The organism is Stenotrophomonas sp. I18B00994 (genome assembly GCF_014145825.1).
GTDB classification, from domain to species: domain Bacteria; phylum Pseudomonadota; class Gammaproteobacteria; order Xanthomonadales; family Xanthomonadaceae; genus Stenotrophomonas; species Stenotrophomonas maltophilia.
This window is the reverse complement of the sequence record NZ_JACIUW010000011.1, coordinates 74,740-98,715: the sequence shown is the minus strand read 5'-3', so window position 1 is coordinate 98,715 and position 23,976 is coordinate 74,740. Positions and strand designations below refer to the sequence as shown.

Annotated in this window: 22 protein-coding genes; 7 read left to right on the top strand and 15 right to left on the bottom strand. The window is 67.2% G+C overall.

Annotation, left to right across the window (positions count from 1 at the left end; translation table 11 throughout):
* The first annotated feature begins 9 nt into the window (after positions 1 to 9).
* Together H4O10_RS13840 and H4O10_RS13835 are read left to right on the top strand one after the other, a co-directional pair.
* On the top strand, positions 10 to 1,092 hold the full coding sequence (locus H4O10_RS13840) for an HlyD family secretion protein (protein WP_012481236.1): 1,083 nt from the start codon (positions 10 to 12) through the stop codon (positions 1,090 to 1,092).
* Entirely contained in the window at positions 1,089 to 2,501 is a 1,413-nt protein-coding gene (locus H4O10_RS13835) for an efflux transporter outer membrane subunit (protein ID WP_049403547.1), read from the top strand. Before H4O10_RS13840 ends, H4O10_RS13835 begins: the two co-directional genes overlap by 4 nt.
* A gap of 77 nt (positions 2,502 to 2,578) precedes the next feature.
* Here the strand turns inward: H4O10_RS13835 and H4O10_RS13830 are convergent, their stop codons facing one another.
* The 5 genes from H4O10_RS13830 to H4O10_RS13810 form a co-directional block, all read right to left on the bottom strand.
* On the bottom strand, positions 2,579 to 2,917 hold the full coding sequence (locus tag H4O10_RS13830; RefSeq protein ID WP_005410998.1) for a hypothetical protein: 339 nt from the start codon (positions 2,915 to 2,917) through the stop codon (positions 2,579 to 2,581).
* Between the two features lie 77 nt (positions 2,918 to 2,994).
* Positions 2,995 to 3,936, bottom strand: a complete 942-nt coding sequence (locus tag H4O10_RS13825; protein ID WP_005410997.1) for a DegV family protein — start codon at positions 3,934 to 3,936, stop codon at positions 2,995 to 2,997.
* Positions 3,937 to 4,030: 94 nt separating this feature from the next.
* Complete coding sequence (locus H4O10_RS13820; protein ID WP_049433577.1) at positions 4,031 to 4,663, bottom strand: 2-hydroxychromene-2-carboxylate isomerase; 633 nt, start codon at positions 4,661 to 4,663, stop codon at positions 4,031 to 4,033.
* A 20-nt stretch (positions 4,664 to 4,683) separates the two neighbouring features.
* Positions 4,684 to 5,967, bottom strand: a complete 1,284-nt coding sequence (locus H4O10_RS13815; protein WP_080353449.1) for an amidohydrolase family protein — start codon at positions 5,965 to 5,967, stop codon at positions 4,684 to 4,686.
* Positions 5,967 to 7,376 carry an amidohydrolase gene (locus H4O10_RS13810; protein ID WP_049453359.1) on the bottom strand — a complete coding sequence of 470 codons (1,410 nt, stop codon included), beginning with the start codon at positions 7,374 to 7,376 and terminating at the stop codon, positions 5,967 to 5,969. The genes H4O10_RS13815 and H4O10_RS13810 overlap by 1 nt, the downstream gene beginning before the upstream one ends.
* Positions 7,377 to 7,528: 152 nt before the next feature.
* Here H4O10_RS13810 and H4O10_RS13805 point away from each other — a divergent pair, with 152 nt between their 5' ends.
* Complete coding sequence (locus tag H4O10_RS13805) at positions 7,529 to 8,305, top strand: AMP nucleosidase (RefSeq protein ID WP_005414446.1); 777 nt, start codon at positions 7,529 to 7,531, stop codon at positions 8,303 to 8,305.
* Between the two features lie 43 nt (positions 8,306 to 8,348).
* Positions 8,349 to 8,888, top strand: coding sequence for a DUF924 family protein (locus H4O10_RS13800; RefSeq protein ID WP_005410992.1), 540 nt, complete (start codon positions 8,349 to 8,351; stop codon positions 8,886 to 8,888).
* A gap of 77 nt (positions 8,889 to 8,965) precedes the next feature.
* On the opposite strand, the gene grxD is transcribed toward H4O10_RS13800, so the two are convergent.
* Positions 8,966 to 9,892 carry a Grx4 family monothiol glutaredoxin gene (grxD, locus tag H4O10_RS13795; protein WP_033835209.1) on the bottom strand — a complete coding sequence of 309 codons (927 nt, stop codon included), beginning with the start codon at positions 9,890 to 9,892 and terminating at the stop codon, positions 8,966 to 8,968.
* A gap of 59 nt (positions 9,893 to 9,951) precedes the next feature.
* Here grxD and H4O10_RS13790 point away from each other — a divergent pair, with 59 nt between their 5' ends.
* Positions 9,952 to 10,731 (top strand): polysaccharide deacetylase family protein, encoded by a 780-nt coding sequence (locus H4O10_RS13790; RefSeq protein ID WP_033835208.1) that lies wholly within the window; start codon positions 9,952 to 9,954, stop codon positions 10,729 to 10,731.
* A gap of 120 nt (positions 10,732 to 10,851) precedes the next feature.
* On the opposite strand, the gene H4O10_RS13785 is transcribed toward H4O10_RS13790, so the two are convergent.
* The 3 genes from H4O10_RS13785 to H4O10_RS13775 are packed head-to-tail and all read right to left on the bottom strand — an operon-like array spanning position 10,852 to position 13,470.
* Entirely contained in the window at positions 10,852 to 11,571 is a 720-nt protein-coding gene (locus tag H4O10_RS13785; RefSeq protein ID WP_049453361.1) for a class I SAM-dependent methyltransferase, read from the bottom strand.
* 4 nt (positions 11,572 to 11,575) lie between these two features.
* Entirely contained in the window at positions 11,576 to 12,193 is a 618-nt protein-coding gene (locus tag H4O10_RS13780) for an SGNH/GDSL hydrolase family protein (protein ID WP_033835206.1), read from the bottom strand.
* 2 nt (positions 12,194 to 12,195) lie between these two features.
* Entirely contained in the window at positions 12,196 to 13,470 is a 1,275-nt protein-coding gene (locus H4O10_RS13775) for a pyridoxal phosphate-dependent aminotransferase (RefSeq protein WP_005414441.1), read from the bottom strand.
* A 114-nt stretch (positions 13,471 to 13,584) separates the two neighbouring features.
* Between H4O10_RS13775 and rsgA the strand changes: the two genes are divergently transcribed.
* Both rsgA and H4O10_RS13765 read left to right on the top strand, forming a co-directional pair.
* A complete protein-coding gene (gene rsgA / locus H4O10_RS13770; protein WP_032965961.1) occupies positions 13,585 to 14,694 on the top strand; it encodes a ribosome small subunit-dependent GTPase A in 1,110 nt (369 codons plus the stop codon).
* Between the two features lie 210 nt (positions 14,695 to 14,904).
* Complete coding sequence (locus tag H4O10_RS13765; protein WP_049453363.1) at positions 14,905 to 16,158, top strand: flavohemoglobin expression-modulating QEGLA motif protein; 1,254 nt, start codon at positions 14,905 to 14,907, stop codon at positions 16,156 to 16,158.
* A gap of 519 nt (positions 16,159 to 16,677) precedes the next feature.
* On the opposite strand, the gene H4O10_RS13760 is transcribed toward H4O10_RS13765, so the two are convergent.
* From H4O10_RS13760 to H4O10_RS13735, 6 genes are all read right to left on the bottom strand, one after another.
* Positions 16,678 to 18,975, bottom strand: coding sequence for a TonB-dependent receptor (locus tag H4O10_RS13760; RefSeq protein WP_049452530.1), 2,298 nt, complete (start codon positions 18,973 to 18,975; stop codon positions 16,678 to 16,680).
* Positions 18,976 to 19,135: 160 nt separating this feature from the next.
* Positions 19,136 to 19,678, bottom strand: a complete 543-nt coding sequence (locus H4O10_RS13755; protein ID WP_049450563.1) for a hypothetical protein — start codon at positions 19,676 to 19,678, stop codon at positions 19,136 to 19,138.
* Positions 19,653 to 20,273, bottom strand: a complete 621-nt coding sequence (locus H4O10_RS22330) for a hypothetical protein (protein ID WP_065426815.1) — start codon at positions 20,271 to 20,273, stop codon at positions 19,653 to 19,655. The genes H4O10_RS13755 and H4O10_RS22330 overlap by 26 nt, the downstream gene beginning before the upstream one ends.
* A gap of 182 nt (positions 20,274 to 20,455) precedes the next feature.
* Positions 20,456 to 21,196: an acetoacetyl-CoA reductase gene (phbB, locus tag H4O10_RS13745; RefSeq protein ID WP_088470112.1), complete on the bottom strand. Its 741-nt coding sequence runs from the start codon at positions 21,194 to 21,196 to the stop codon at positions 20,456 to 20,458.
* 24 nt (positions 21,197 to 21,220) lie between these two features.
* The gene (locus H4O10_RS13740; protein ID WP_005419191.1) at positions 21,221 to 22,549 is read right to left on the bottom strand and encodes a CitMHS family transporter; all 1,329 of its coding nucleotides are present in this window, start codon (positions 22,547 to 22,549) and stop codon (positions 21,221 to 21,223) included.
* A 74-nt stretch (positions 22,550 to 22,623) separates the two neighbouring features.
* Entirely contained in the window at positions 22,624 to 23,763 is a 1,140-nt protein-coding gene (locus H4O10_RS13735) for a porin (RefSeq protein WP_033835202.1), read from the bottom strand.
* Positions 23,764 to 23,976 lie beyond the last annotated feature (213 nt).

The following is a 23,976-nucleotide window of genomic DNA, read 5'->3' as shown; positions in this document are numbered from 1 at the left end:
AACCCCCTCATGACGATCAATCGAACCACCCTCAACACCGGCCTGGGCCTGGGCGTGCTGGCCCTGGCCGTCGGCGCGTGGCTGCTGCTGCGCGATGGCGGCCACCAGACCACCAACAATGCGTACGTGGTGGCCGACTACACCCTGGTAGCGCCGAAGATTCCCGGCTTCGTCAGTGCCGTGGAAGTCGAGGACAACCAGTCGGTGAAGGCCGGTGATGTGCTGGCCCGCATCGACGACCGCGACTACCAGGTCGCCCTGCAGGCGGCCCGTGCCGACCTCGCCAATGCCCGTGCACAGCTGGCCAATGCGCAGGCCGCACTGGCCCAGCAGGACTCGTTGATCGCGCAGGCCAGGGCCAGTGTCGATGTCAGCCGTTCCGAACTGACCCTGGCCAGTGCCGACCAGCAGCGTTACCGCGAACTGGCCCGTGACGGCGCCGGTACCGTGCAGAACGCGCAGCAGGCGCAGTCGAAGCAGGCCGTGGCCAGTGCGCATCTGCAGCAGGGCCAGGCCGCGCTGTCGACCGCACGTCAGCGCACCGACATCCTCAGCGCGGGCGTGCAGGCTGCACAGGCGGCGGTGCAGCGTGCGGAAGCCGCGCAGGCACGCGCCGAACTGGATCTGTCGCACACCGTGCTGCGCGCACCGATCGATGGCATGGTCGGTCGCCGCGCAGTGCGCGTGGGTGCCTACCTGACGCCGGGTACGCCGGTGGCTGCGGTGGTACCGCTGAAGCGCGCCTTCGTGGTCGCCAACTTCCAGGAAACGCAGATGACCCGCATGCAGGCCGGCCAGCAGGTCGAACTGAAGGTGGACGTATTCCCGGGCAAGCCGCTGCGCGGGCACATCGACAGCATTGCACCAGCCACCGGCGTCACCTTTGCTGCCGTCGCACCAGAGAACGCCACCGGCAACTTCACCAAGGTGGTGCAGCGCATTCCGGTGAAGATCGTGCTGGAGCCGGGCCAGCCGCTGCTGGACCAGCTGCGTGCCGGCATGTCGGTGGAAGCCAGCGTTGACCTGGGCAGCCGCGCGCGCGCGCAGAGCGTGCAGCACAGTCCGGGCCACAAGAGCGGGGAGGGCGCATGAGCGCAGTCACCGTGTTCCGCACCTTCGTTGCGACCAGCCTCTGCACGGCCCTGGCTGCCTGCACGATGGGTCCGGACTTCGTACGCCCGCAGGCGGAACTGCCCAGCCACTGGCAGGGTGAGGCCGTCGCCGGCAACGCCATCGACCAGGACGCGGCCTGGTGGGCCGGTTTCGACGATCCGCTGCTGGGGCAGCTGGCCAACCAGGTGCTGGCGGCCAACCTGGACCTGCAGCTGGCGGCCAACCGCGTGCAGCAGAGCCGTGCTGCACGCGGCATCACCGGCGCCGATCGCCTGCCCAGCGTCAGCGCGAGCGCCAGTGGCGTGCGTGCACGCAACAGCGAGGTGGGCCTGAATGATCCGTCCGGCAACGGCGGCCGTGATGACTACGGGCTGTTCCAGGCCGGTATCGGCCTGAGCTGGGAACTGGACCTGTGGGGCCGCGTGCGGCGCCAGGTGGAAGCGGCCGAAGCGCGCGTGCAGATGGCCGAGGAGGATGCACATGCAGCGCGCATCGCGCTGCTGGCGGAAACCGCGCGTGATTATCTGCAGCTGCGCGCGACGCGGCAGCTGCTGGCGATCACCGAGGACAACCTCAGCATCGCCCACGACATCAAACGCCTGACCGAAGCACGCCAACGCCAGGGTGTGGCCAGCACGCTGCAGGTGTCCAGCGCGGCCGCGCAGGTGGCATCGCTGCAGGCACGCATCGCGCCGTTGCGGCATCGCGAATCGCAGCTGCGCAATGCGCTGGCGTTCCTGCTGGCGCAGCCGCCGCAGGCGCTGGACGCGCAGCTGCAGGATGCACGCCGTGACTGGCCGGCGTTGCCGGCCGTAGCGATGGGGCTGCCCAGTGAACTGGCCGAGCGTCGCCCGGACATCCGTCGTGCCGAAGCGGCACTGCATGCGGCAACGGCAGGCATCGGCGTGGCCAAGGCCAGTTTCCTGCCGCGCATCACCTTGAATGGCGACGCCGGCTTCCAGGCCAAGCAGCTGGATGATCTGGATGGCTGGAACGCGCACCGTTTCAGCATCGGTCCGTCGATCAGCCTGCCGATCTTCCAGGGCGGACGGCTGAAGGCCAATCTCGCGCTGAGCAGGCTGCAGCAGCAACAGTCTGCCCTGCAGTTCCGCCGTACCGTGCTGCAGGCATGGCACGAAGTGGATGACGCCATGGATGGCTACAGTGCCGAGCAGCAGCGCACGGTGCAGCTGCACGTGGCAGTGGATGAGAGCGAGACGGCACTGGGGGCGGCGCGCCGGCAGTACCAGGCCGGCGTGGTCGACATGCTGGACGTGCTGACCACCCAGCGCATCGCACTGGACAACCAGGCCGCGCTGGCCAACAGCCAGGCCACCGCCGCGATCGCGCGTGTAGAGCTGTACCGCGCGCTGGGTGGAGGCTGGTAGTGCCGGCCGCTGGCCGGCACCTTCATGGATGTTGCGGATGCCGGCCAGCGGCCGGCACTACCTACCAGGGCAGGGCCTCAACGCACGTCGCGCAGTTCCCAGTGGCTGCCGGCCAGCAGGCGCAGGCGCTGCTTGAACACGTCGCTGTCGATGCGGGTGGTGGCGACCAGGTTGATGCGCAGGTCCTTCTGCTCGCCGGTCACGGTGGCCTCCGGATCGGTCACGCCCCACTGCGGTTCCACCGCGTCCGGGTCGGGCTGCTTGGCCTTCCAGCGCTCGAACAGCGTGCCGCTGCGCAGGGCGTCCTGCAGCTCTTCGGCGAAACCGGCGGCGCCCTGCGAGTGGAAGGACAGGTCAGGGTCATTGCCACGGGCCTTGGACGGGTCGGGCAGGCTGATGTGGTACTGCGCAGGCATGGAGTTCTCCTTGAAGTGCGGCAAGACTGGCACAACCGCAGTGGAATCGATGTGCAGATTCCGGCCGTGGCCAGCGCTCATTCGAACCGATGCGGCCCATCGGCGAAGCCTACGGTGACCGCGCCCTTGCCGACGTTGACCATGCCGGTCAGGCTCATCACCGATTCGTACACGGTCACGCCATGGGTGGCGCAGACCTCTTTCAGCTGTGCGTAGCCGGGCAGGGCACGCAGCTCGTCCAGTTCTCCGCCGTAGCTGACGCACACCGTCGGCGTCATCAGTCCGGCACGTACGCGCTGGCCGACCACCGCGAACAGCTTCTGCACGGCATTGTCGAAGCCCTTGATCTTGGCTACCGGCCCGGTTTCGCCGCGGTAGCCGTGCAGCACCGGCTTGATGTCCAGCGCGCTGCCCAGCGCCGCACTGAGCAGGCCGACACTGCGGTCGCCCTTGTGCCGTGCGCGCGCACGCATGTAGTACAGGTCACGGGTGACCATGTAGCCGTGCACGTTGCCGGCCAGTTCCTCCAGCCGCTCGCGGATCTGCTGCACGCTGGCGTTGCTCTCGCGCAGGCGCACGGCTTCCACCGCCGTAACCGCCTGCGCGGCGAACAGGTTCTGGGTATCGAGCACGCGCAGCGCGAACGGTGAGTTGTAGCCTGCCGCCTGGCGCACCGGCTTGTAGTCGTTGAGGATGGCGAAGCTGGCCTGCAGTGCGTTGTCGTGGATCGGGCTGCGGGTCTTGGTGATGGTCATGCAGAACACGTGGTCGTAATCGATCACCAGCTGCTGCAGGAACAGGTCGCGGATCTGGTTGACACTGAAGGGAATGGTTTCCGCCTCGGCGCCGTGTTCGGCCACGTGCGCGTGCAGGAAGCTCAGCGTGGCCTGCTCATCGCGGTGATCGGCCAGCACGGCTTCGCCGATGCGGACGGTGATCGGCAGCAGCACGATGTTGTGCTCGGCAATGAAGTCCTGCGGCAGGTCGCAGGCCGAGTCGACGACGATTCCGATGCGCATCCGCGGCTCCCCCTCCAGGGCGGTTGTAGGTTCGGAAACGTGAAATCTATCTCAAAACCAGAGCCCGCGCCCGAGGGAAACGCGCCACCCCTGTTCAGCGATCGCGCTGCACCGCCACCGGCAGGCTGTCCAGGCGTTGCCATTCGGGCTGCTGCAGCAGGGCAGGATCGGCCAGCACGGCCGCCATCAGCGGATGGGCGTCGTTGCCCCAGAACAGTTCCTGGTCGATGGCCAGGGTTGGGACCCCGAACACCCCGGCGCCGATTGCGGCCTCGGTGTTGCGCCGCAACTGTTCCTTGACCGCCGGGGCGGCGATGGCGCTGGCGACATCCTCGATGCCCAGCTGCGCACCTGGTTCGCGCAGGGCTTCGGCGCTGTCACCGGCATGGCCGTCGCGCCAGATCCAGTCGAACAGCACGTCCACCGCCTGTGCGCTGGCTCCGGCGGCCAGGCACAGGCGTAGCGCCGACAACGGATTGAACGGATGGCCGGGCGGGAAGCGCATCGGCGTGCCCTCGGCCTGCGCGGTCCATTGCAGCTGGCGGTAGATGAAACGGCGCTTGGCCGGAATCTCGGCCGGCCCGAGATTGCCCAGGTGATGCAGCACCGCGCCGAAGGCGATCGGCACGGTCTGGATCTGCGCGAACTGCGGCAACTGTTTCAGCTTCTGCCAGTGCAGGTAGGAGTAGGGCGAGACGAAGTCGAAGTACCAGCGCAGGGTGGCCATGGTGGTGTCCTTCAATGCGGTCAGGGCTGCGCATTGCGCTGCAGGTAGCGATCACGCAGGTCGGTCTGGCGCGAGCGCATCGGCATCGCACGGCCGCCCAGCCAGACCTGTTCGGCATAGTGCGCCACGTCCAGCGGGTCGCCTTCCCACAGCACCAGGTCGGCGCGCTTGCCGGGCTCGATGCTGCCGATCTGGTCGGCCACGCCGAACGCCTGTGCGGGTACCCGGGTCAGCCCGGCCAGACCGTCAGCCCAGGGCAGGCCGTTGGCCACTGCATTGCCAGCCAGCTGGCGCATCTTGCGCGCATTGTGGGTGGCGTCGCCGCGCTGCACGAAAGAAACCGCCACGCCGGCACGCTGCAGGCGCGCGGCGTTTTCCAGGGTGGCACCGAGCTGATCGAAGCTGGCCGGCAGGTTGGCCAGCACGTCGACGAATACCGGCACGTGCGCAGCGGCCAGCTCCGGCGCGACCTGCCAGGCTTCGCTGGCACCGGCAATGGCGATCTTCACCTTCTCGCGTGTGGCCCAGCGCAGCAGCTGGCGGATGTCCGAGGCACGATCCACCTCCACCACGATGCGGCCCTGGCCGGCCAGGTAGCGACTGAGCGTACGGCGCCCGGCCGGGGTCAACAGCGCGTGCGGGGAATCCACAGCAACCTGGCCGCGTGCTTCGTCGACCATCTGTTGCAGCAGCATCCATTGCGCGGCGCGCGAATGGCCGGTCAGTTCGGAGGCGGCCGCGCCGATGCGCAGGAACAGGGCACGCGGGCCGATCGGGTCGGCGCTGCCGTCCAGACGCATTACGCCGCCCTGGCCGGCCACGAAACCACCACCAGTGGCTGCTCCCAATGCAGTGAAGCCGATGCCTTCCAGGCGCGTGACCGGAATCAGCACCGAGGCCGGGTTGTAGGCGAGGGTGACGTCGAATTCCGGGCGCAGCGGCTGCTCACCGAGCTTCAACGAACTGTCCACCGTGCTCGATTCACCCGAGACCTCTTCGATGCCGGTTTCGGTGATGCCACCGAACAGGGCCGGGGTCAGCGGCCTGCCATTGGCTTCGACCACGGTCACCCCGGCCGGCGCGGACAGGCCGGGGCCGACCGCGCGGATGATGCCACCCTGGACCAGCACATCGGCGTTGTGCAGGCTGCCGCGTGCGCTGGCCGTGTGCACCGTTGCGTTGCGCACCAGCAGGTCCTGTGCCTGTGCGGATGCGGAGATGCAGGCCAGCACCATGACAGTAGCGCCGAACCATGCTCGGCTGCCCTTCGCGGCAGACTGCGCCAACTGCTTGAGCACCATCATCAACGCACCTCCTGGCCAAGCTGGAAATCAGAACGCGGCGTCGCTGCCGGTGCACTGCGGTCGTACAACCTGCGGCCATCAATGAAGACCTGCTCGGCCAGCGCATACGAACTGAAGGGGTTGCCGTTCCAGACCACCACGTCGGCCATCTTGCCGGCCTCCAGGGTGCCGGTCTGGCCTTCAATGCCCAGCGCCTTGGCGGCGTTGGCGGTCATCCAGGTGATGGCGTGTTCGGGCGTGATCTCCGGCATGCGCGCGCGGCGTGCGGACGCCATCACCTTGGCTGCTTCCTGGTTCAGGCGCTGGATGCCCTCGGGTGAATCGGAGTGGACGATGGCGCAGCTGTTCTTCGGCCGGTCGACCAGCGCGATGTTCTCCGGAATGCCGTCGAAGGCTTCCATCTTGAAGCCCCACCAGTCGGCCCACAGCGCACCGCAGACGCCGTCGGCGGCCAGCCTGTCGGCCAGCTTGTAGGCCTCCACGCCGTGGTGGAAGGCGGCTACCTTGAAGCCGAATTCCTTGGCCAGATCGAGCATGGTGGCCATCTCGTCGGCGCGGTAGCAGTGGATGTGCACGCGGATGTCGCCTTCGATCGCGCCGGCCAGCGTGTCCAGCTTGAGATCGCGCTTGCCGCCGGCATCACCGGCGCTGTCGCCCTTGTCGCTGCCGAACCAGCTCTTGCGCTTGGCCGGCTTGGGCTTGTTCTTGGCGATGTAGTCGGCGGCATCGATGAAGGCGGCACGATAGCCGGCCACGTTGCCCATGCGCGTGGCCGGGGTCACGCCCTTGCCCTCGCCATAGACCCGCTTGGGGTTCTCGCCGCAGGCCATTTTCAGGCCCCACGGCGCACCGGGGAACTTCATCGCCTGGTAGGTGATGGCCGGGACGTTCTTCAGCGTCACGCCGCGGCCACCGACAAGGTTGGCCGAGCCCGGCAGCACCTGCATGCTGGTCACGCCGCCGGCCAGCGCGGTGGCGAAGCCCGGGTCCTGCGGCCACACCGAGTGTTCGGCCCAGACGTTGGCGGTGACCGGTGCGGTCATCTCGTTGCCGTCGCTGTGCGCACCGACACCCGGGCTGGGATACACGCCCAGGTGCGAATGCACGTCGATCAGGCCCGGAGTGACCCACTTGCCCTGTGCATCAATGCGGGTGACGCCGGCATCGGCCTGCAGCTGGCGGCCGACGGCAACGATGCGGCCGTCGCGCAGCAGCACATCGGCGTTGTCCAGGCGCAGGCCGGTACCGGTCAGCACGGTGGCGTTGTGGATCAGTACCGGCGCATCGGGATGGGCCTGGTAGGTGCTGGGGTAGGGATCGGCGACAAAGCGCGAGGCGCCCACCGCCGGAGCCGTACTCAATGAAAGCAGCGCCAGGACCACCCCGGCGCGCAACAACGTCGATGCCATGCAGTTCCCCTTGCAACCTGGTCCAACCGCCGACGCTAGCCCGGTGGCGGCGGGCTTGCCAAGTGACCTTCTTCACAGGACGGTCGACGGCGGCTCGACTGCACCGGCCGGGTGGCCGAAAATACCCGGTCCCCCGCCGTACCGGACCGCCCATGAAAAGCAAGCAGGAAATCGTCGACAACTGGCTGCCCCGGTATACCGGCGTGCCTCTGGACCAGTTCGGCCAGCACATCCTGCTGACCAACTTCGGCGGCTACCTGCATACCTTTTCCGAGCTGACCGGTGCGCCGGTCATCGGCCTGGACCGGCCGATGGCAAGCGCCACGATCGACGGCATCACCATGATCAACTTCGGCATGGGCAGCCCCAATGCCGCGATCATCATGGACCTGCTGTCGGCGGTGATGCCCAAGGCGGTGCTGTTCCTGGGCAAGTGCGGCGGCCTCAAGCGCAAGAACCAGCTGGGCGACCTGGTGCTGCCGATCGCTGCGATCCGTGGTGAGGGTACCTCGGGTGACTACCTGCCGCCGGAAGTGCCGGCGTTGCCGGCGTTCGCGCTGCAGCGTGCGGTCTCGACCATGATCCGCGACCTCGGCCACGACTACTGGACCGGTACCGTCTACACCACCAACCGCCGGGTCTGGGAACACGACGAGGCCTTCAAGGAGCGGCTGCGGGCGATGCGCTGCATGGCCATCGACATGGAAACCGCCACCGTGTTCGCCGCCGGCTTCGCCAACCACATCCCCAGCGGTGCGCTGCTGCTGGTGTCGGACCAGCCGATGATCCCCGATGGGGTCAAGACCGAAGCCTCCGATGCCAAGGTCAGCTCCCAGTTCGTGGAAAACCATATCCAGATCGGTATCGAGGCGCTTAAGCTTATCCGGCGCAACGGCAAGTCGGTCCGCCACCTGCGCTTCGACGAATGATGATGATGGCCTGGCGCGGCGCGCCGGCCCTGGGGAGTAGGTGATGGACGTTGCCGCGCAAGTGGTGGAATTCTGGAAGGAGGCGGGCCCTGCGAAGTGGTTCGCCCGCGACGACGCGTTCGACGCGCAGTTCCGCCAGTTGTTTCTGGATGAGCATTTCGCCGCCGCTTCGCGCGCGCGCGAACATTGGCTGGGCAGTGCCGAAGGGGCGCTGGCCCTGATGCTGCTGCTCGACCAGTTCCCGCGCAACTGCTTCCGGGGTACTGCCCATTCCTACGCCACCGATGGCCTGGCCCGGCATTACGCCATGCGCGCCATCGAGGAAGGCCTGGACCTGCAGCTGGTGCCGAAGCTGCGCGCCTTCATCTACCTGCCGTTCGAGCACTCCGAGGATCCGCTGGACCAGGACCGCTCGGTGGCGATGTTCGACGTGCTGGGTGACAAGGAATACCTGCAGTACGCCGAACTGCACCGCGACATCATCCGCCGCTTCGGTCGTTTCCCGCATCGCAATGCCGTGCTCGGTCGCTTCCCCACGGCGGAAGAGCTGGATTACCTGGCCGAAGGCGGGTTCGCCGGCTAAGAAAAAGGGGACGGAGGGGATTAAGTCGTTTGTGCCATAAACGACTTAATCCCCTCCGTCCCCTTTTTCAGTGCCGATCAGTACTTCGGCACGCCGTTGTCCACTTCTTCCGACCAGGCGTTGATGCCGCCGGTGACGTTGAACACCTTGGTGAAGCCCAGTGCACGGAACTGCTCGGCAGCCTGTGCGCTGCGGCCGCCGTGGTGGCACATGAACGCCAGTGCGGTGTCCTTGGGCAGGGCCTCCAGCTCCGCACGGCCGTTGCCGTCGAAGCTCTTGAACGGCACGCCCACGGCAGCGATCTCGCGCTCCTCGGCCGGGCGCACGTCCACCAGGGTGATGTTGCCGGCACGCACCAGGTCATCGGCATCACGCACGCTGATTTCCTGCACCGGCTTGGGTGCGTTCGGATTGTCGATGGCCAGGCCCTTGCCGCGGATGTCGTCCACCCAGTCGATGGTGATGCCGTTAGCGCGACGCGCGCTGGCCAGGTCGAACTGCACGCGCAGGCCGTTGGACTCGGCAGCGATCGCGCCTTCGTCGTGCGGAGCCAGCTGGAAGTTCGGCTGGAAGCCGGCGTCGATGCTCAGCTGCAGGGCAGCGCCCGGAGCGTCGGCCAGCGCGCCCTTGAGCATTTCCACGGCGGCCGGGGTGACGGTGATGCTCGGCGGGGTGCGGTCCGGTGCGGCCAGGCCCAGCACGCTGCTCAGCTCGCCGCTGGCGGCCATCTGCAGCACGATGTCGCTGCCACCGACCAGTTCGCCGTCGATGTACAGCTGCGGGATGGTCGGCCAGTCGCCGTAGGCCTTGATACCTTCACGGATTTCCTGGTCGGCCAGCACGTTGACGTGGGCGAACTCGACGCCGAGGTCCTGCAGGGCGCCCACGGCCTTGGCCGAGAAACCGCACTGCGGCATCGACGGCTGGCCCTTCATGAACAGCACGACGCGGTTGGCGTTGAGGATGGATTCGATGCGCGAACGCAGGGCGGGATCGAGGGACATGGACGTCGGGTTTCCGGGAATTCGAATCATCAATTCTACCCCTCATGGCATCATGGGGGATGAGCAACGCAGGAACATTGCATCGCATCCCGACCCGGCCCTGGCGCTGGCTGCCCTGGCTGGTGGCGTCGCAGTTGGCCGTGATCCTGGTATGGGTACTGGCAGGCTGGCACTGGGGCCTGCCGCTGATGGTGGCCAGCCACGCGCTGTTCATGGTGCCGATATTCCTGCCCAACAGCCGCTTCTACGCACCGGTGCTGAGCCGGTTGCCAGAGGCCGGCAACAGCGTCTGGCTGACGATCGATGACGGCCCCGGCCCGGAAACCCGCGCCGTGCTCGACCTGCTGGACCGCCACCAGGCGCGGGCCACCTTCTTCCTGGTGGGGGAACGTGCGCTGGCACAGCCGGAACTGGTGCAGGAGATCCTGCGCCGCGGCCACGACCTGGGCAACCACAGCCACAGCCACCCACAGGCGCGCTTCTGGCGTCTGGGCCCGGCGGCGATGCGGGCGGAGATCGAGGGCTGCCAGCATGCACTGCAGGCCCTGAGCGGGCATCCAGTGCGCTGGTACCGCTCGGTGGTGGGCATGACCAATCCGTTCGTGGCACCGGTGTTGAAGGCGCTGGGCCTGGTGCGCGTGGGCTGGAGTGCCCGGGGCTACGACGGCGTCGGCTGCACGCCGGAGGGCGTGCTGTCGCGGCTGTTGCCTGACCTGCAACCCGGCGCCATCGTGCTGCTGCATGAGGGCGCCGCCCACGGTCACAATCGGGTGATCATCGAACGCGTTCTGCAGGCGCTGGACGAGCGGGGGCTGAAGGCGCGGCTGCCGGTCCTGTAAACCAGGCTTCTGGCCGCTTGGGGCAGCCGGGCGTGGGCTCGCCCCTACAGGAGTGGTCGCGAGACCATCCACGCATGGCGTGGATCTACCGCAACAGCACAGCCGAGCGTGGGTTCGGCCCTACAACGCGGGGCGTTTGGCCACCAGCAGCCAGCTGTTGAAGGGGGTACGCCCGTGCAGCGGGCGGGGTGCGGTCACCTGCAATCCAGCTTCGGCAAGCGTTGTCTGCAATACCTGCGGATCGGGGTAGTGGCGCGGTCGCGTGCCCATCCAGCCGATCAGCCAGGCCAGCCGGTCCGCCACCCGCGTGGTGCGGTCGCGGCCATCGCCGGTGGCCAGCGGCGTGCGCAGCAGCAGGCAGCCGCCGCGGGCCACCTGCGCGCTGGCCGCGTGCAGGAGTGCCTGCTGTGGGCCCGCGTCCAGGTACTGCAGCACGTCCAGCAGCAGGACGTGCCCGGCCTGCGCCGGCAGCGGCGCCTGCACATCCACGCAATCGAAGCGCACGTCATGCAGGTCGGCGGCAGCACGCTGCGCGCGGGTGATCTTGCCGGCATCCACGTCCACGCCAAGGTAGCGCTGGGTACCGCCGCGCTGGCGCAGTACATGGGCGAACAGGCCCAGCCCGCAGCCCAGGTCCAGCACCGGCTGCCCATCGTCAGGCAGATGCTGCAGCACGCCGTCGTACAGCGGATCGCTGCCGAGCTTGCCACGGGTGTAGTAGTAGTCGCGGCGGCTGCCCCAGGCCTGCGCCGGGCGGAAGGCCTCGGCAATCAAGCGGGCCTGCGGGGCCGTCAGGGGAGTGCAGGGCAGGGGCGGGCCGTTCCGTGGCGTGCCGTCCATCGCCTCAGTCCGTGCCGCCGAGCAGGTGCGCGGCCACCGGAAGGGCGCGTGCGCTCCACAGCGCGTACATCCGCGCCGAAGGGTGCAGGCCATCCTCGGCGATCATCGTCGGGTCTTCGCCCTGTGCGCGGCTGATATCGGTGATGTCGACGAAGGCCACGCCCTGCTGGGTGCTGATCACCTCGGCTGCCGCGTTGAACTCGTCGGTCTCGATCTCGATCGCGGCCAGGTCGCGGCCACTGCCTGCGCCGAACGGGGTCGCGCCCCAATCGGGGAAGGACAGCACCAGCACGCGTCCGGCATCACCGCCAGCGAAGCCGATCGCCCGCTGCAGAAGCACCTGGAACTGGCTGCGGTATTCGTCCAGCGGACGCCCGCGGTACTGGTTGTTGACGCCGATCAGCAGGCTGACGAAATCGAACGGCCCCTGCGGCGCAGCCGCATCGATGCCCGCATCGAGTTCGTCGGTGGTCCAGCCGGTGGTGGCGATGGTCTGCGGATCGGACAGCTCAATGCCCTGCGCACGCAGCGTGGCGGCCAGCTGGTGCGGCCAGCGGCCTTCGACTGCAACCGCTTCACCGATGGTGTACGAATCGCCCAGCGCCAGGTAGGACAGCGCCACGCTCAGGCCACCGAGCGGCGCGGCTTCAGCGGCACGACCTTGGTCGCGTCCTCGGCACGTCGCGCCAGCACGCGGTCGATGCGCGCGAACACATCGCGCATCACCGAGGCCTCCGGCATCAGGGTCACGCGGAAATGATGGCGGTAGGGCACGTTGAAGCTCGAGCCCGGCACCACCAGCACGCCTTCGTTGTTCATCAGGTCCAGCGCGAAGTTGTGGTCGTCGAAGCCCTTCGCAGCGGCGCCGACCACGGCCGGGAACGCGTACAGCGCGCCGGCCGGTGCGACCAGCGAGAGGTGCTCGCTGGCTTCGCAGGCCTCGATGACCGCGCGGCGGGTTTCATACAGGCGGCCGCCCGGCGTGCACAGTTCGGAAATGGTGTCCGGACCGTTCACCGCGGCCTCGATGGCGTACTGGCCCGGCACGTTGGCGCACAGGCGCAGCGCGCCCAACAGGTCCAGTGCCGCGCGGAAGTCACCCAGGCGGGCATCGTCGCCGCTGAGGTGGGCCCAGCCCACGCGCCAGCCGCAGGCGCGGTGCACCTTGCTCAGGCCGCTGAAGGTCAGGCACGGATGATCACCGGCCAGCGGCGCGACCGGCTGGAACACCGCGTCGTCGTACAGGATCTGGTCGTAGATCTCGTCGACCAGCAGCAACAGGTTGTGGCGGCGTGCGATCTCGACCACGCGCTCCAGCAGTTCGCGCGGGTAGCTGGCGCCGCTGGGGTTGTTCGGATTGATCAGCACGATGGCGCGGGTGCGCGAGGACACCAGCGTCTCGATCTCGCTCGGGTCCGGCTGGAAGCCGTTCTCCGGTGCGCAGCGGTAGTACACCGGACGGCCATCGTTGAGGATGGTCGAGGCCGACCACAGCGGGTAGTCGGGCGAGGGCACCAGCACTTCATCGCCCGGGTTGAGCAGCGCACGCAGCGACAGGTCGATCAGCTCGCTGACGCCATTGCCGAGGAAGACGCGGTCCGGGTGCGCATCGGGCGCGCCACGACGGGCGTAGTAGCTGGCGATGGCTTCGCGCGCCACCGGCAGGCCCTGCTGGTGCGTGTACGGGTCGGTGCGGCCCATGTCGTCAGCGATCGCACGCTGCAGGTGCTCCGGCGCGCGGAAGCCGAAAGCGCCCGGATTGCCGATGTTGAGCTTGATCAGCTTGCGGCCCTGCGCCTCCAGCTCCCGGGCTCGCCGCGCCAGTTCTCCGCGGATTTCGTAGCGCACTTCGGAAAGGCGCTCGCGGATGGCCAGGGGCTTGGGCGAGTTGGTGGACATGGGAGCTGGGCCGTCAAAAGGCATGGGGCTTCCATCCTACCGGAATTGCTGCAATGCATGGCAAGGGCGCGGGGCCCGTCATTGCTGGGCTGGCAGGGCGCCGGCACAGGTAGAATGGCGGCGATGACCCAGACCCCCGATTTCATCGCCCTGCAGACCATCGGCTGGCCCTGGCCGGGCCCGGCGCAGCAGGCCGACTGGCAGGCCGCGATGGCCGCACATCCGCAGGCCCGCCCGGCACGGGTGATCGAACAGCACCGCACCCACTACGTGGTGGCCGATGGCCCGGATGCGTCGATCAAGGCCGAGTCGCTGCCGGAATGGCAGCGCCCGCGCTTCCCCAGCCATGAACGGCCGGCGGTGGGTGACTGGGTGCTGCTCGATGGCATCCGCATCGTCGCCCTGCTGCCGCGTCGTACCGCGATCAAGCGTGGTGCTGCCGGCGAGCATTACCACCAGCAGGTGATCGCAGCCAACATCGATACGGTGTTCATCGTCTGCGGCCTGGATGCCGACTTCAATCCGAGGCGCATCGAGCGCTACCTGCTGCTGGTCGGCGGTGGCGGTGCCGAACCGGTGGTGGTGCTGACCAAGGCCGACCAGACCGAGTACAGCGAAGACGCGCTGGCGGTGCTGGAAGAGCTGGAGATGCAGGGTATCGCCCTGCATGCGATCAACGGCCTGGATGCCGACAGCGTGGCGGTGCTGCAACCGTGGCTGGGCCCGGGTCGCACGGTGGTGCTGGTGGGCTCGTCCGGTGCCGGCAAATCCACGCTGACCAACACCCTGCTGGGCGAGCAGCGGATGAAGACCAACGCGGTGCGCGCCAACGATTCGCGCGGACGCCACACCACCACGCACCGCGCACTGATGCCGCTGCCGACCGGCGCCTGCCTGATCGACACCCCCGGCATGCGCGAGCTGAAGCCGACCGGTGAAGAGACGCTGTCCGAAGGCGGCTTCGCCGATATCGAAGCGCTGGCCGCACAGTGCCGTTTCAACGACTGCAAGCACCAGCAGGAACCGGGCTGTGCCGTACGCGCAGCGATCGACGCAGGTGAGATCGAAGAGAGCCGGCTGCTCAACTACTTCAAGCTGAAGGAAGAAGTGGCCGCCGCCGCCGCCAAGCTGGCGGTCCGCCAGGCCGAGACCGCGCAGGAGCGTGGCGGCAAGAAGGGCAAGGGCCAGCAGTTCCGCCCGGCCGGCAAGCCGCGTAGGCGCTGATCGGTACCGCGGGGTCGGATCCCATTGCACCGCAATGGGCGCTGATCTGCGCAATGAATCCCGCCTCTGCCCGCGCCTGGCAGGTGCAGGAAACCTGCTTCTGGTAGGTGCCAACCCTGGTTGGCACGGACGTGTCCGAAGCCCGCCTTCGGCGGATGCCAACCAAGATTGGCACCTACCAACGCGCGGGCAGGGCGCTATAGTCCGCGCATGGAACCGACTGCGACGCTGGACCGTGACGTGGCCCACCATGCAGCGCTCGATGCGCGCCTGGTCGAGGCCGTGGGAGGCATCCGCCTGCTGGGCCTGACCAGTTGGCCGGCAACGGTGCAGGCACCGTTCCTGGACAGCGTGGCACGTGGTCAGCCGGTGCTGCCGAAGGTGGATTACCCACGGCTGGACTTCAGCGAAGAACGTCGCGCGCTGGCCGCGATCGCCGCCGACTGCGACGACAGCCACCCACTGGGCCACTACGTGCGGCAGTCGGCGCAGAGCTGGGATCTGGCCGCGCAACTGCTGGAAGGGCTGGGCACCGCCGCCGTCGATACCTGTTCGGTGCAGCTGTTCGGCGCGCCGGAGCAGCCGCTGCCGGGCAATGGCCCGAGCACGCGCGAAGCGGCGCGCCACTTCATCCAGATTGCCGCCGAACTGGACCACGAACTGCTGGCGCCGGAAGAGCAGGTGCCGGTCTCGGCCATCGCGCTGCAGCTGCAGCTGCAGAACGACCTGGATGCCTTCTTCGAATCGCGCATCATCCAGGTGCAGCTCGACCCGGAACTGGTGTCCAAGGCGGCTGCCGGTCCGACCCGTATCCGACTGCGCACCAGTGCCCGCTTCAGTGCCTACGACCGCGCGCAGCTGTTCCACCACGAAGCGCTGGTGCATTCGCTGACCGCATTGAACGGCCGCGAACAACCGGTGCTGCCGAGCCTGGCATTGTCCTCGCCACGGGTGACCGCGACACAGGAAGGCCTGGCCACGTTCGCCGAGCAGATCACCGGCAGCATCGACATCGAGCGCCTGAAGCGCATCAGCCTGCGTACCGAAGCGATTGCGATGGCACGCGAAGGCGCCGATTTCATCGAAGTGTTCCGCTATTTCTGCGACGCCGGACAGAATGCGGAGGAGAGCTTCGCCTCGGCACAGCGCGTGTTCCGCGGCGTGCCGCCGAGTGGCGGCCTGGCCTTCACCAAGGACACGGTGTACCTGCGCGGCCTGGTGTCGGTGCACACCTTCTTCCGCCACATGCTGGCCGAGGACCGCCTGCAGGTCTGCCGCTGGTTGTTCGCCGGCAAGATGAGCCTGGCCGATGCGATCGCGTTCGCGCCGTTGTTCGAGGCGGGGGTGCTGAAGCCTCCGCGCTGGCTGCCGCACTGGGTGAGCCGGGCGAACGGCCTGGCCGGGATGCTGGCGTTCTCGCTGTTTGCCAACCGGATACGGATGGACCAGCTGGCGCCGGAATGAAAGGCGTTGGCGGATTCTCCAGCGCCTGCCTGCTATCGGTGGGGAGGAGGCGGGGCACCCTGGCCAGGACACGCAAAAACCCCTCCATGGTGCTCGATGGCGCCATCCATGGCGCCAACGGTCCTGGCCAGGGTGCCCCGCCTCCTCCAGATAGTTTTCTGCGGGCGCGGCAGCAGGTCCACCAGAGGAATTGCGCTTGAAGAGCTTGAAAAGCAAAGCGCCGGGCAATGCCCGGCGCTTTGCTTTTGCTCTTGCTTTCCATTGCCTCCGCGCCGGCGCGGGGAACTGTCCAGCGGGGGTAGGCAGGCCCATGCAGGACCGTGAGGCGCATGGATGCGCCGATCGAGCCCCCAAGGGTGAGGGCGCTTTGCTTGCGAAGCACTGCTTCGCAAGCGCCCGAACGCACAGCCGCCAGCGGCTGGGCCGGACCGTGGAGCGGGGTTTACGGCGTGTCCTGCATGGGCCTGCCTACCCACGCCATGCAGGAACAATCAACGCGCCGCAGCGCCCGCTTTCGATTTAGAACTCCGCCGCCAACGTCATGAACAACTGTCGCGGCGCGCTTGCATGGATCGCATAACGCGTGCCCTTCGGATCAGTCGGTGCGAACGAACTCAGCTGGCCGGCATAGCGCTTGTTGGTCAGGTTCGTCGCATTCAACGACACCCGCACGTTGCGCAGGCCCAGGCCGGGGCCGAAGTCGTAGCCCGCACCGGCGTCGAAGGTGGTCACGCCCGGCACCGACTGGTCGTTGGTGTAGGTGTAGTAGCGCTTGCCGGTGTACTTGGCACGCAGGCTGGCGAAGAAGCCATCGCGGTTCCAGCTGATCTCACTGGAGGCCATGCGCTGCGGCGTATCCACCGTGATCTTGCCGGCCACCGGAACGATGGCGCCGCCCGAGGTGTAGTCATCCTCGTAGGTGGTCTTGTTCCAGGACAGCGCGTTGTACCACTGCAGGCCGTCGATCGGCTTGAGGATGAAGGTCAGTTCCGCGCCGTAGCTCTTCACCGAACCGACGTTGATGAAGCGCGTCACGCACTCCGGACGCGTGCCGACTTCGATGCTCGAGCACGGGTTCAACGACAGCAGGCGGTTGTCGAACTTCACGTTGTAACCCGCGATCGACGCCTGGTACTTCTCGCCGAAGGTACGGAAGCCGGCTTCCAGGCTCTTGGACTTCTCCGGCTCCAGGCCGGCGCTGGCCGCGAACGATTCCGGCGACACCTGCAGCGGGCCGCCGCTGCCACCGCCGACGAAGGCGGCGATGTTTTCGGCGTACGAGGCGAACAGCTCGTTGTTGGCGTTGAGCTTGAAGCCCAGGCCCACCTGCGGCAGCACCGATTCCTTGGCGGTCAGCGTGCCCGAGGCGATGCTGGTTTCCACGCCCGGCTGGGCGGTGGCACGCATGCGGGTGTTCGGGCTCTTGATGCCCACGTCCACGGTCAGGCGCTGGTCCAGGAAGCGCATGCGGTCCTGTACGTAGAACTGGCGCGTGCGGATGTCGAAGTCCTGGTTGAACAGCAGGCGATCAGGGTTCTTCAGGTACAGGTCGTCCAGGAACGGGCCACTGATGTAGTAGAAGTTGCGCGAGACGTTGTGGTCGTTCTGCTCATACCACAGGCCGGCTTCCAGTTCGTGGATGCCCACCGTCCACGACAATGCGGCGGTCAGGCCATCGCGGTTGATCGTGTAGTTGGTGCTGCGGATCGAGATCGGCAGCATCCTGTCGGTGCCCGGGTAGGATGGCTGGCCCGGTGCCCACCAGTGGCCCTGGCCACGGTTGTCGTGGTGGTAGGCCAGCAGCTTCAGGCGGCCCTGCCCGCCCAGGCGCAGGTCGGCATCGACCGAATAGAGATTGTCGTCGCGCAATGCGCGGCTCTGGTAGTAGGCATCGTCGATGCTGTTGACGCCGCCGCTGAACTTGCAGCGTGCCTTGTTGTAGGTGCCCGGCGCGCAGTACGCGGCGGCCACGGCGCGATCCCAGTCCGGCGCGTAGATGTTCCAATCCCAGCCCAGGCCACGCGCCAGCATGTCCTTGGACAGGTAGGCGTAGTTGGCCTGGCTGGCGCGCGAGGTGGCCACGAACGCACCGAAGCGGTGGTCGCCGACATTCCACACCGCCTTGGCGTTGAACTGGCGGGTGGTCTGGTTCTGGTAGGGCGCGGCCCACATGTCCTGGTCCTGGTGCACGCCGGACACGTAGGCCGAGAAGCCGTTGATGTCGCCGGTATCCACGCGCAGGTAGCCACGGCGCTGGCTGTTGTCGCCGACGGTGATGCTGGCGCGGCCACCGAACTCGGTGGACGGGTCCATCGAGAAGTACTGGATGGTGCCGCCCAGGTTGCTGGTCGAGGCGACGCCCAGCGAACCGATGCCCTGCGACAGCTCGGCACCGGCCAGGTTCTCGGCGATGATCGCGCGGGCGATGCTCAGGCCGTTGTAGTTGCCGTAGCTGTTGTCGCCCAGCGGGATGCCGTCCAGCGTGTAGCCGAGGCGGCTCTTGTCGAAGCCGCGCAGGCTGATGGTCTGCGATTCTTCGTTGGCGCCGAAGGCATCGTTGGACTGCACCGACACGCCCGGCAGGCGGTCGAGGATCTTCTGGCCGCTGGTGCCCGGCGGCAGCACCTGCTTGTCGACGGTGGTGATGCGCTGCACCTGGCGGGTCTCGCCCTGGCCGATCACGGAGACGGTATCCAGCGTCTGCGCGCTCAGCGCGGCATCGGTGCTGGCGCCGGTATCGGCGGCGGTGGCGGCATGGGCGCTGGTGGCGGCGGAGAGGGCGATCGCCACGGCGATCGTCAGGTGTCGGGTCTGCATGGTGGTCCGTTGCATTGGGGGTGGTCACCGGCACGCGTGCGCGGTGCATGGCCACTATGCGAACGGAACATGAAACCTTCTTTACGAAAAACCAACGAACGATGCAGGGCAGTGGTGCGTGTCCTGCAACATGTTCGTCATGGTGGTAGGCCGGTGGGAATCAGAAGCGCTCCCCAGGCCAGCTCAATTTGAGCTGGTCCATGCAGTCACGGTCATGTTCGGAGAATGAGAACCCGATCTGGATGCCGTTCACTACTGTGCCGAACACCGTCGACTCGTCCAGGCTATGCCCTGACGGCACGGAAAGGACATTGAAGTCGGGGTAGCGACGACCCATCTGCTTTCGCGAGATGCAGGCGCCGCTCAGCCGCAGCGTAATGCCTTTGATGATTCGCCCCGACGCGTCGGTGTAGATCTGGCCAGAGGGCCCCTTGATCCTCCCAGCGACCGCGAATGGCGCCAGATCGATGGTGGCGCTGTCGCCCCGGCCCATTCTTGCTTCCGAACGCGAGCCGGCCGGAGCCAGGGGTGACAGCTGCGCGACAAGGTCAGAGCGTGACAGCTGCAAGGACCAGCGCTCCACAAGCCGCCAGGTTGCATCCGCCTCTTCCGCAGTGGCAGCGGACGTGGCTGCTGTTGCAGAACCGGCAACCAACAGGCTCAGGATCAGAAGAAGTTCAGGGACGGGCTGCGATCGCTTCATCGTAGATTCTTCCGTAGAAGTCGTTGTAGTTCTCGCCGGTGGTTGACGTTACGTTGTTGTCGCAGAACAGCTTACCTACCTGCCGGTCCAGGTCTTCACCGCCGGCATCGGCCTGTGCGATGAGGCCAGGACCGTTGGACGCAGCTACGCCGATGTCGTAGTACCCCAGGCTGGTCACCAGAAGCTCACTACGCGCGGTGAGGTTGTTGAGTACCGCTTTCCCCTCCATGGTGCAGAAGTGCTGGATGAACGCACCTCGGGTGCTCAAGGCGATACCTTCGAAATACAGGGCGTGTCCCACTTCATGGGCAATGGCTGCGATCCGGAAGTAATAGCCTGCAATGTCGGAGGAATCGCAGTCGAAGGACTGGATGTAGATCCGGATGGGATCGCGATTGGTATAGGACGCGGGAGCCCAGGCGAAGGTCCACTCCGGATGGCCGGTGATCTGCGCGTCGAGCGTGGGCGCGCCTGGGATCAGCCAGTCGGGGCAGCCCAGGCCCGTGATCACCCGCATAGGCGGGGGCTCCGCGCGGGTCGGTGTCGCCAGCAGCGTAGTGGCGACCACGAGAAGCGCAATCAGCAATGCACGCATGCCAACCTCCTTGATCCGCGATTCCAGCCGTTCATCCATCGGGCTCGGCGAGCGCTGGCAGGTATAGCACCGGTTCTGCCGATGTATCGGGAAGTGCGTCTCAGAAATGCAGAAACAAAAGGGGCCGGATCACCTTCACAACTGAAGGTGATCCGGCCCCCGCGCACTCCGTGGGGGAGGGCTCAACCCATGTACAGACCACCGTTGACCGGATAGTCGGCACCGGTCACATACGAGGCTTCATCCGACGCCAGCCACGCGCACAGGCCGGCCACTTCCTCGGGGCGGCCCAGGCGGCGCACTGGTACCGAGGCGGCCAGCCGGTCCAGCACATCCGGCGGGAAGCTGCTGATCGCCTGGCTGGCGATGTAGCCCGGCGACAGCGTGTTGACGGTGACCCCGCGCGACGCAACTTCGGCAGCCAGCGCACGGCTGAAGCCATGCATCGCGGCCTTGGCGGTGGCGTAGTTCACGTGGCCGATCTGTCCCTTGTGGGCACTGACCGAACCGATGTTGATGATGCGGCCCCAGCCCCGCGTGGCCATGCCGTCCACCACCTGCTTGGTCAGGTTGAACAGCGCGTTGAGGTTGGATGCGATCACCGCGTTCCAGTCCTCCACCGTCATCTGCCGGAACAGCAGGTCGCGGCTGCCGCCGGAGTTGTTGACCAGCACGTCCACTTCACCGACTTCGGCGCGGACCTTGGCGAACGCCGCGCTGGTCGAGGCCCAGTCCGTCGCGTTGCCTTCGGAGGCGATGAAGTCGAAGCCCTGGTCGCGCTGCTCGCGCAGCCAGTTGGCCTTGCGCGGCGAGTTCGGCGCGCAGCCGGCAACCACGGTGTGGCCGCTGCGGGCCAGGCTCTGGCAGATGGCAGTGCCGACACTGCCCATTCCACTGGTGACGTAAGCGATTCGAAGCGTCATTGCAGAAGGCTCCTTGGCAAAGGGTCAGGCGGCGAGGGGATAGAGGCCGAACAGCAGGCTGCCGATCATCAGCAGCATCGAGATGGCGATGGCCCACTTCAGGGTGAACTTCTGGTGGTCGGCGAATTCGACCTTGGCCAGGCCCACCAGCAGGTAGGTGGACGGCACCAGCGGGCTGAGCAGATGCACCGGCTGGCCGGCCAGCGAGGCGCGTGCCATTTCCACCGGGGTGATGCCGTAGTTGCCAGCGGCCTCGGACAGGATCGGCAGCACGCCGAAGTAGAACGCGTCGTTGGACATGAAGAAGGTGAACGGCATCGACGCCACCGCCGTGATCACCGCCAGGTACGGGCCCCACGATTCCGGAATCACCGCCAGGAAGCTGTGTGACATCGCTTCGACCATGCCGGTGTTGTTGAGGATGCCGGTGAAGATGCCCGCGGCGAAGATCAGCGACACCACCGACAGCACGTTGCCGGCATGGTTGACCACGCGGCGGCGCTGCTCGGCCAGGTTCGGATAGTTGATCACCAGGGCGATGGCGAAGCCGACCATGAACAGCACCGGCATCGGCAGCACACCGATGATCAGCGCGGTCATCAGTGCCACGGTCAGGGCCAGGTTCACCCACAGCAGCTTCGGGCGCTTGATGTCTTCGGCGTCTTCCACGGTCGGCAGCGGGTTGCTGTCATCGGACACGCTGTTGTCCATCCAGCTGCCGCCCTTGGGCAGGGTCACCACGCCGAGGCGGCGGCGTTCCTTCAGGCCCAGGTACCAGGCCAGCAGCAGCACGCCGGCACAGGCGATCACCATCGACGGGATCAGCGGCACGAACACGTCGGCCGGGTCCACGTGCAGCGCGGTGGCCGCGCGTGCGGTCGGGCCGCCCCACGGGGTCAGGTTCATCACGCCGCCGGCGAGGATGGTCACGCACGTCATGTTCAGCGCGTTCATGCCCAACCGCTGGTACAGCGGCAGCATCGCCGAGACGGTGATCATGTAGGTGGTCGAGCCATCGCCATCGAGCGAGATCAGCATCGCAAGCACCGCGGTGCCAAGCACGATCTTCATCGGGTCGCCCTTGACGAAACGCAGGATCACCCGCACCAGCGGATCGAACAGGCCGGCGTCGATCATCACCCCGAAGTAGAGGATGGCGAACATCAGCATCACGCCGGTCGGCGCGATCTTCTTGATGCCCTCCAGCATCATCTCGTCGATGCCGGCACCGAAGCCACCGATCAGCGCGAACAGGATGGGGATGGTGATCAGGGCGACGAGCGGCGACAGGCGCTTGCTCATGATCAAGTACATGAACGTAATGACCATGCCAAAGCCGAGGATGCTCAGCATCATCTGCGGACTCCTTGCGAAAACAGGACGTGGGGAGTGGAAGGGGCCCGGGCGGAATGCCCGGAATGTCGGGCCTAGAAGTCGTACTGCAGGCGGCCGGTGACCGCGCGCGTGCGGTCCACCGTGACCCCGGCCAGGCGATCACGGTTGCGGCTTTCGATCACGTTGAGCATGAAGCGCAGGTTGTCGCGCAGGTACCAGTTGCCACCCAGCGTCCAGGCTTCGGTGCTGCCGCGACGCAGGTCCGGCGCACCGTCGAGATGCTGCGCGCCCCACATCTGGTCGTAGCGCAGCGCCACTTCGAAGGCTCCGGCCTTGTGCCGGATGTCCTTGACCCGCGCGAATCGACCGGTCTTGCGGTCGTAGGCACGGCTTTCGCCGGTGACGAACCAGCTGAGCATGCCGTAGGCCGCCATTACATCGCCGCGCTGCGCGCCGTCGTCGAAGGTGGCGCCACTGAACTCGCCCTGCCACGACAGCGGGCCGCGCACCTGCGCGTATTCCAGCGACCACTTGTTGACGTCGGTATCGCGGCCGGCGGAGAAGTCGACCAGGGTCAGGCGGCTGTTGTCGGACAGATGGCCGGCCGGGCGCGGGCGGATGCGCAGGCCGGGCACGCCGTTGGCGCCGGGGTTGTCGTAGGCCTCGCGGGCCAGCGACAGGCCCAGGTGCAGCACGTTGCCATCGCTGGGCGAGGGTGCCCAGGTGACGCGGCCACCGGCGGCGCGACCCTTCACCTGCCAGGCGTCGATGCTCTCCAGGCTGTAGAGGCTGGCCGCCCAGGTGAAGTCACCGGGGTTGGCCTGCCATGACGCACCCAGGCGGTACAGCGGCGCCAACGTGGTGCCGGCGTTGCCACGTTCCAGGAAGCTGCCGTAGTTGGAGCTGGTGCGGTCATCCAGCGAGAAGTACTGCTTGAACTGGCCCACGGTCAGCTTGCCGGCCTTGCCGAAGCTGCGTGCCAGGTACACGTCCTTGGCCTCGACGCGGTCGCCGGAGAAATCGGCTTCCAGCTTGTAGTCGACCACGAAGAACTTGCCGGACACGTCAACCCACGCACGGCGGATTTCGGTGTCGTCCTTGTTCGGGGTGCCCCGGTTGTCGTTGTCGAAGGTGGCGAAGTCCAGGTGCAGGCGACCACCGAGGGTGGCGGTGACCGGACGGTCGTCTTCCGCGGCGAAGGCCGGCGCCGACAGGGCAGCCAGCGCCATCATGGCGGCAGGGCGCCGCCAGGCAAACGTGAATTCCACAACCCCTCCCAGGTGCGCGCCAGGCGCGCGGCAATCGTGGGCACCGGACGGTGCGCGGCCGCAGTCTGGGTCGCGCAAGCTGTCATCGTCCTGTCAACGGATTGTGCGGTGCAGCGTAAAGCGGCCCGCTGCCACCTCCGGGCGGGGCGCGGCGAGCGCGGCAGCGGCATGCGGTAG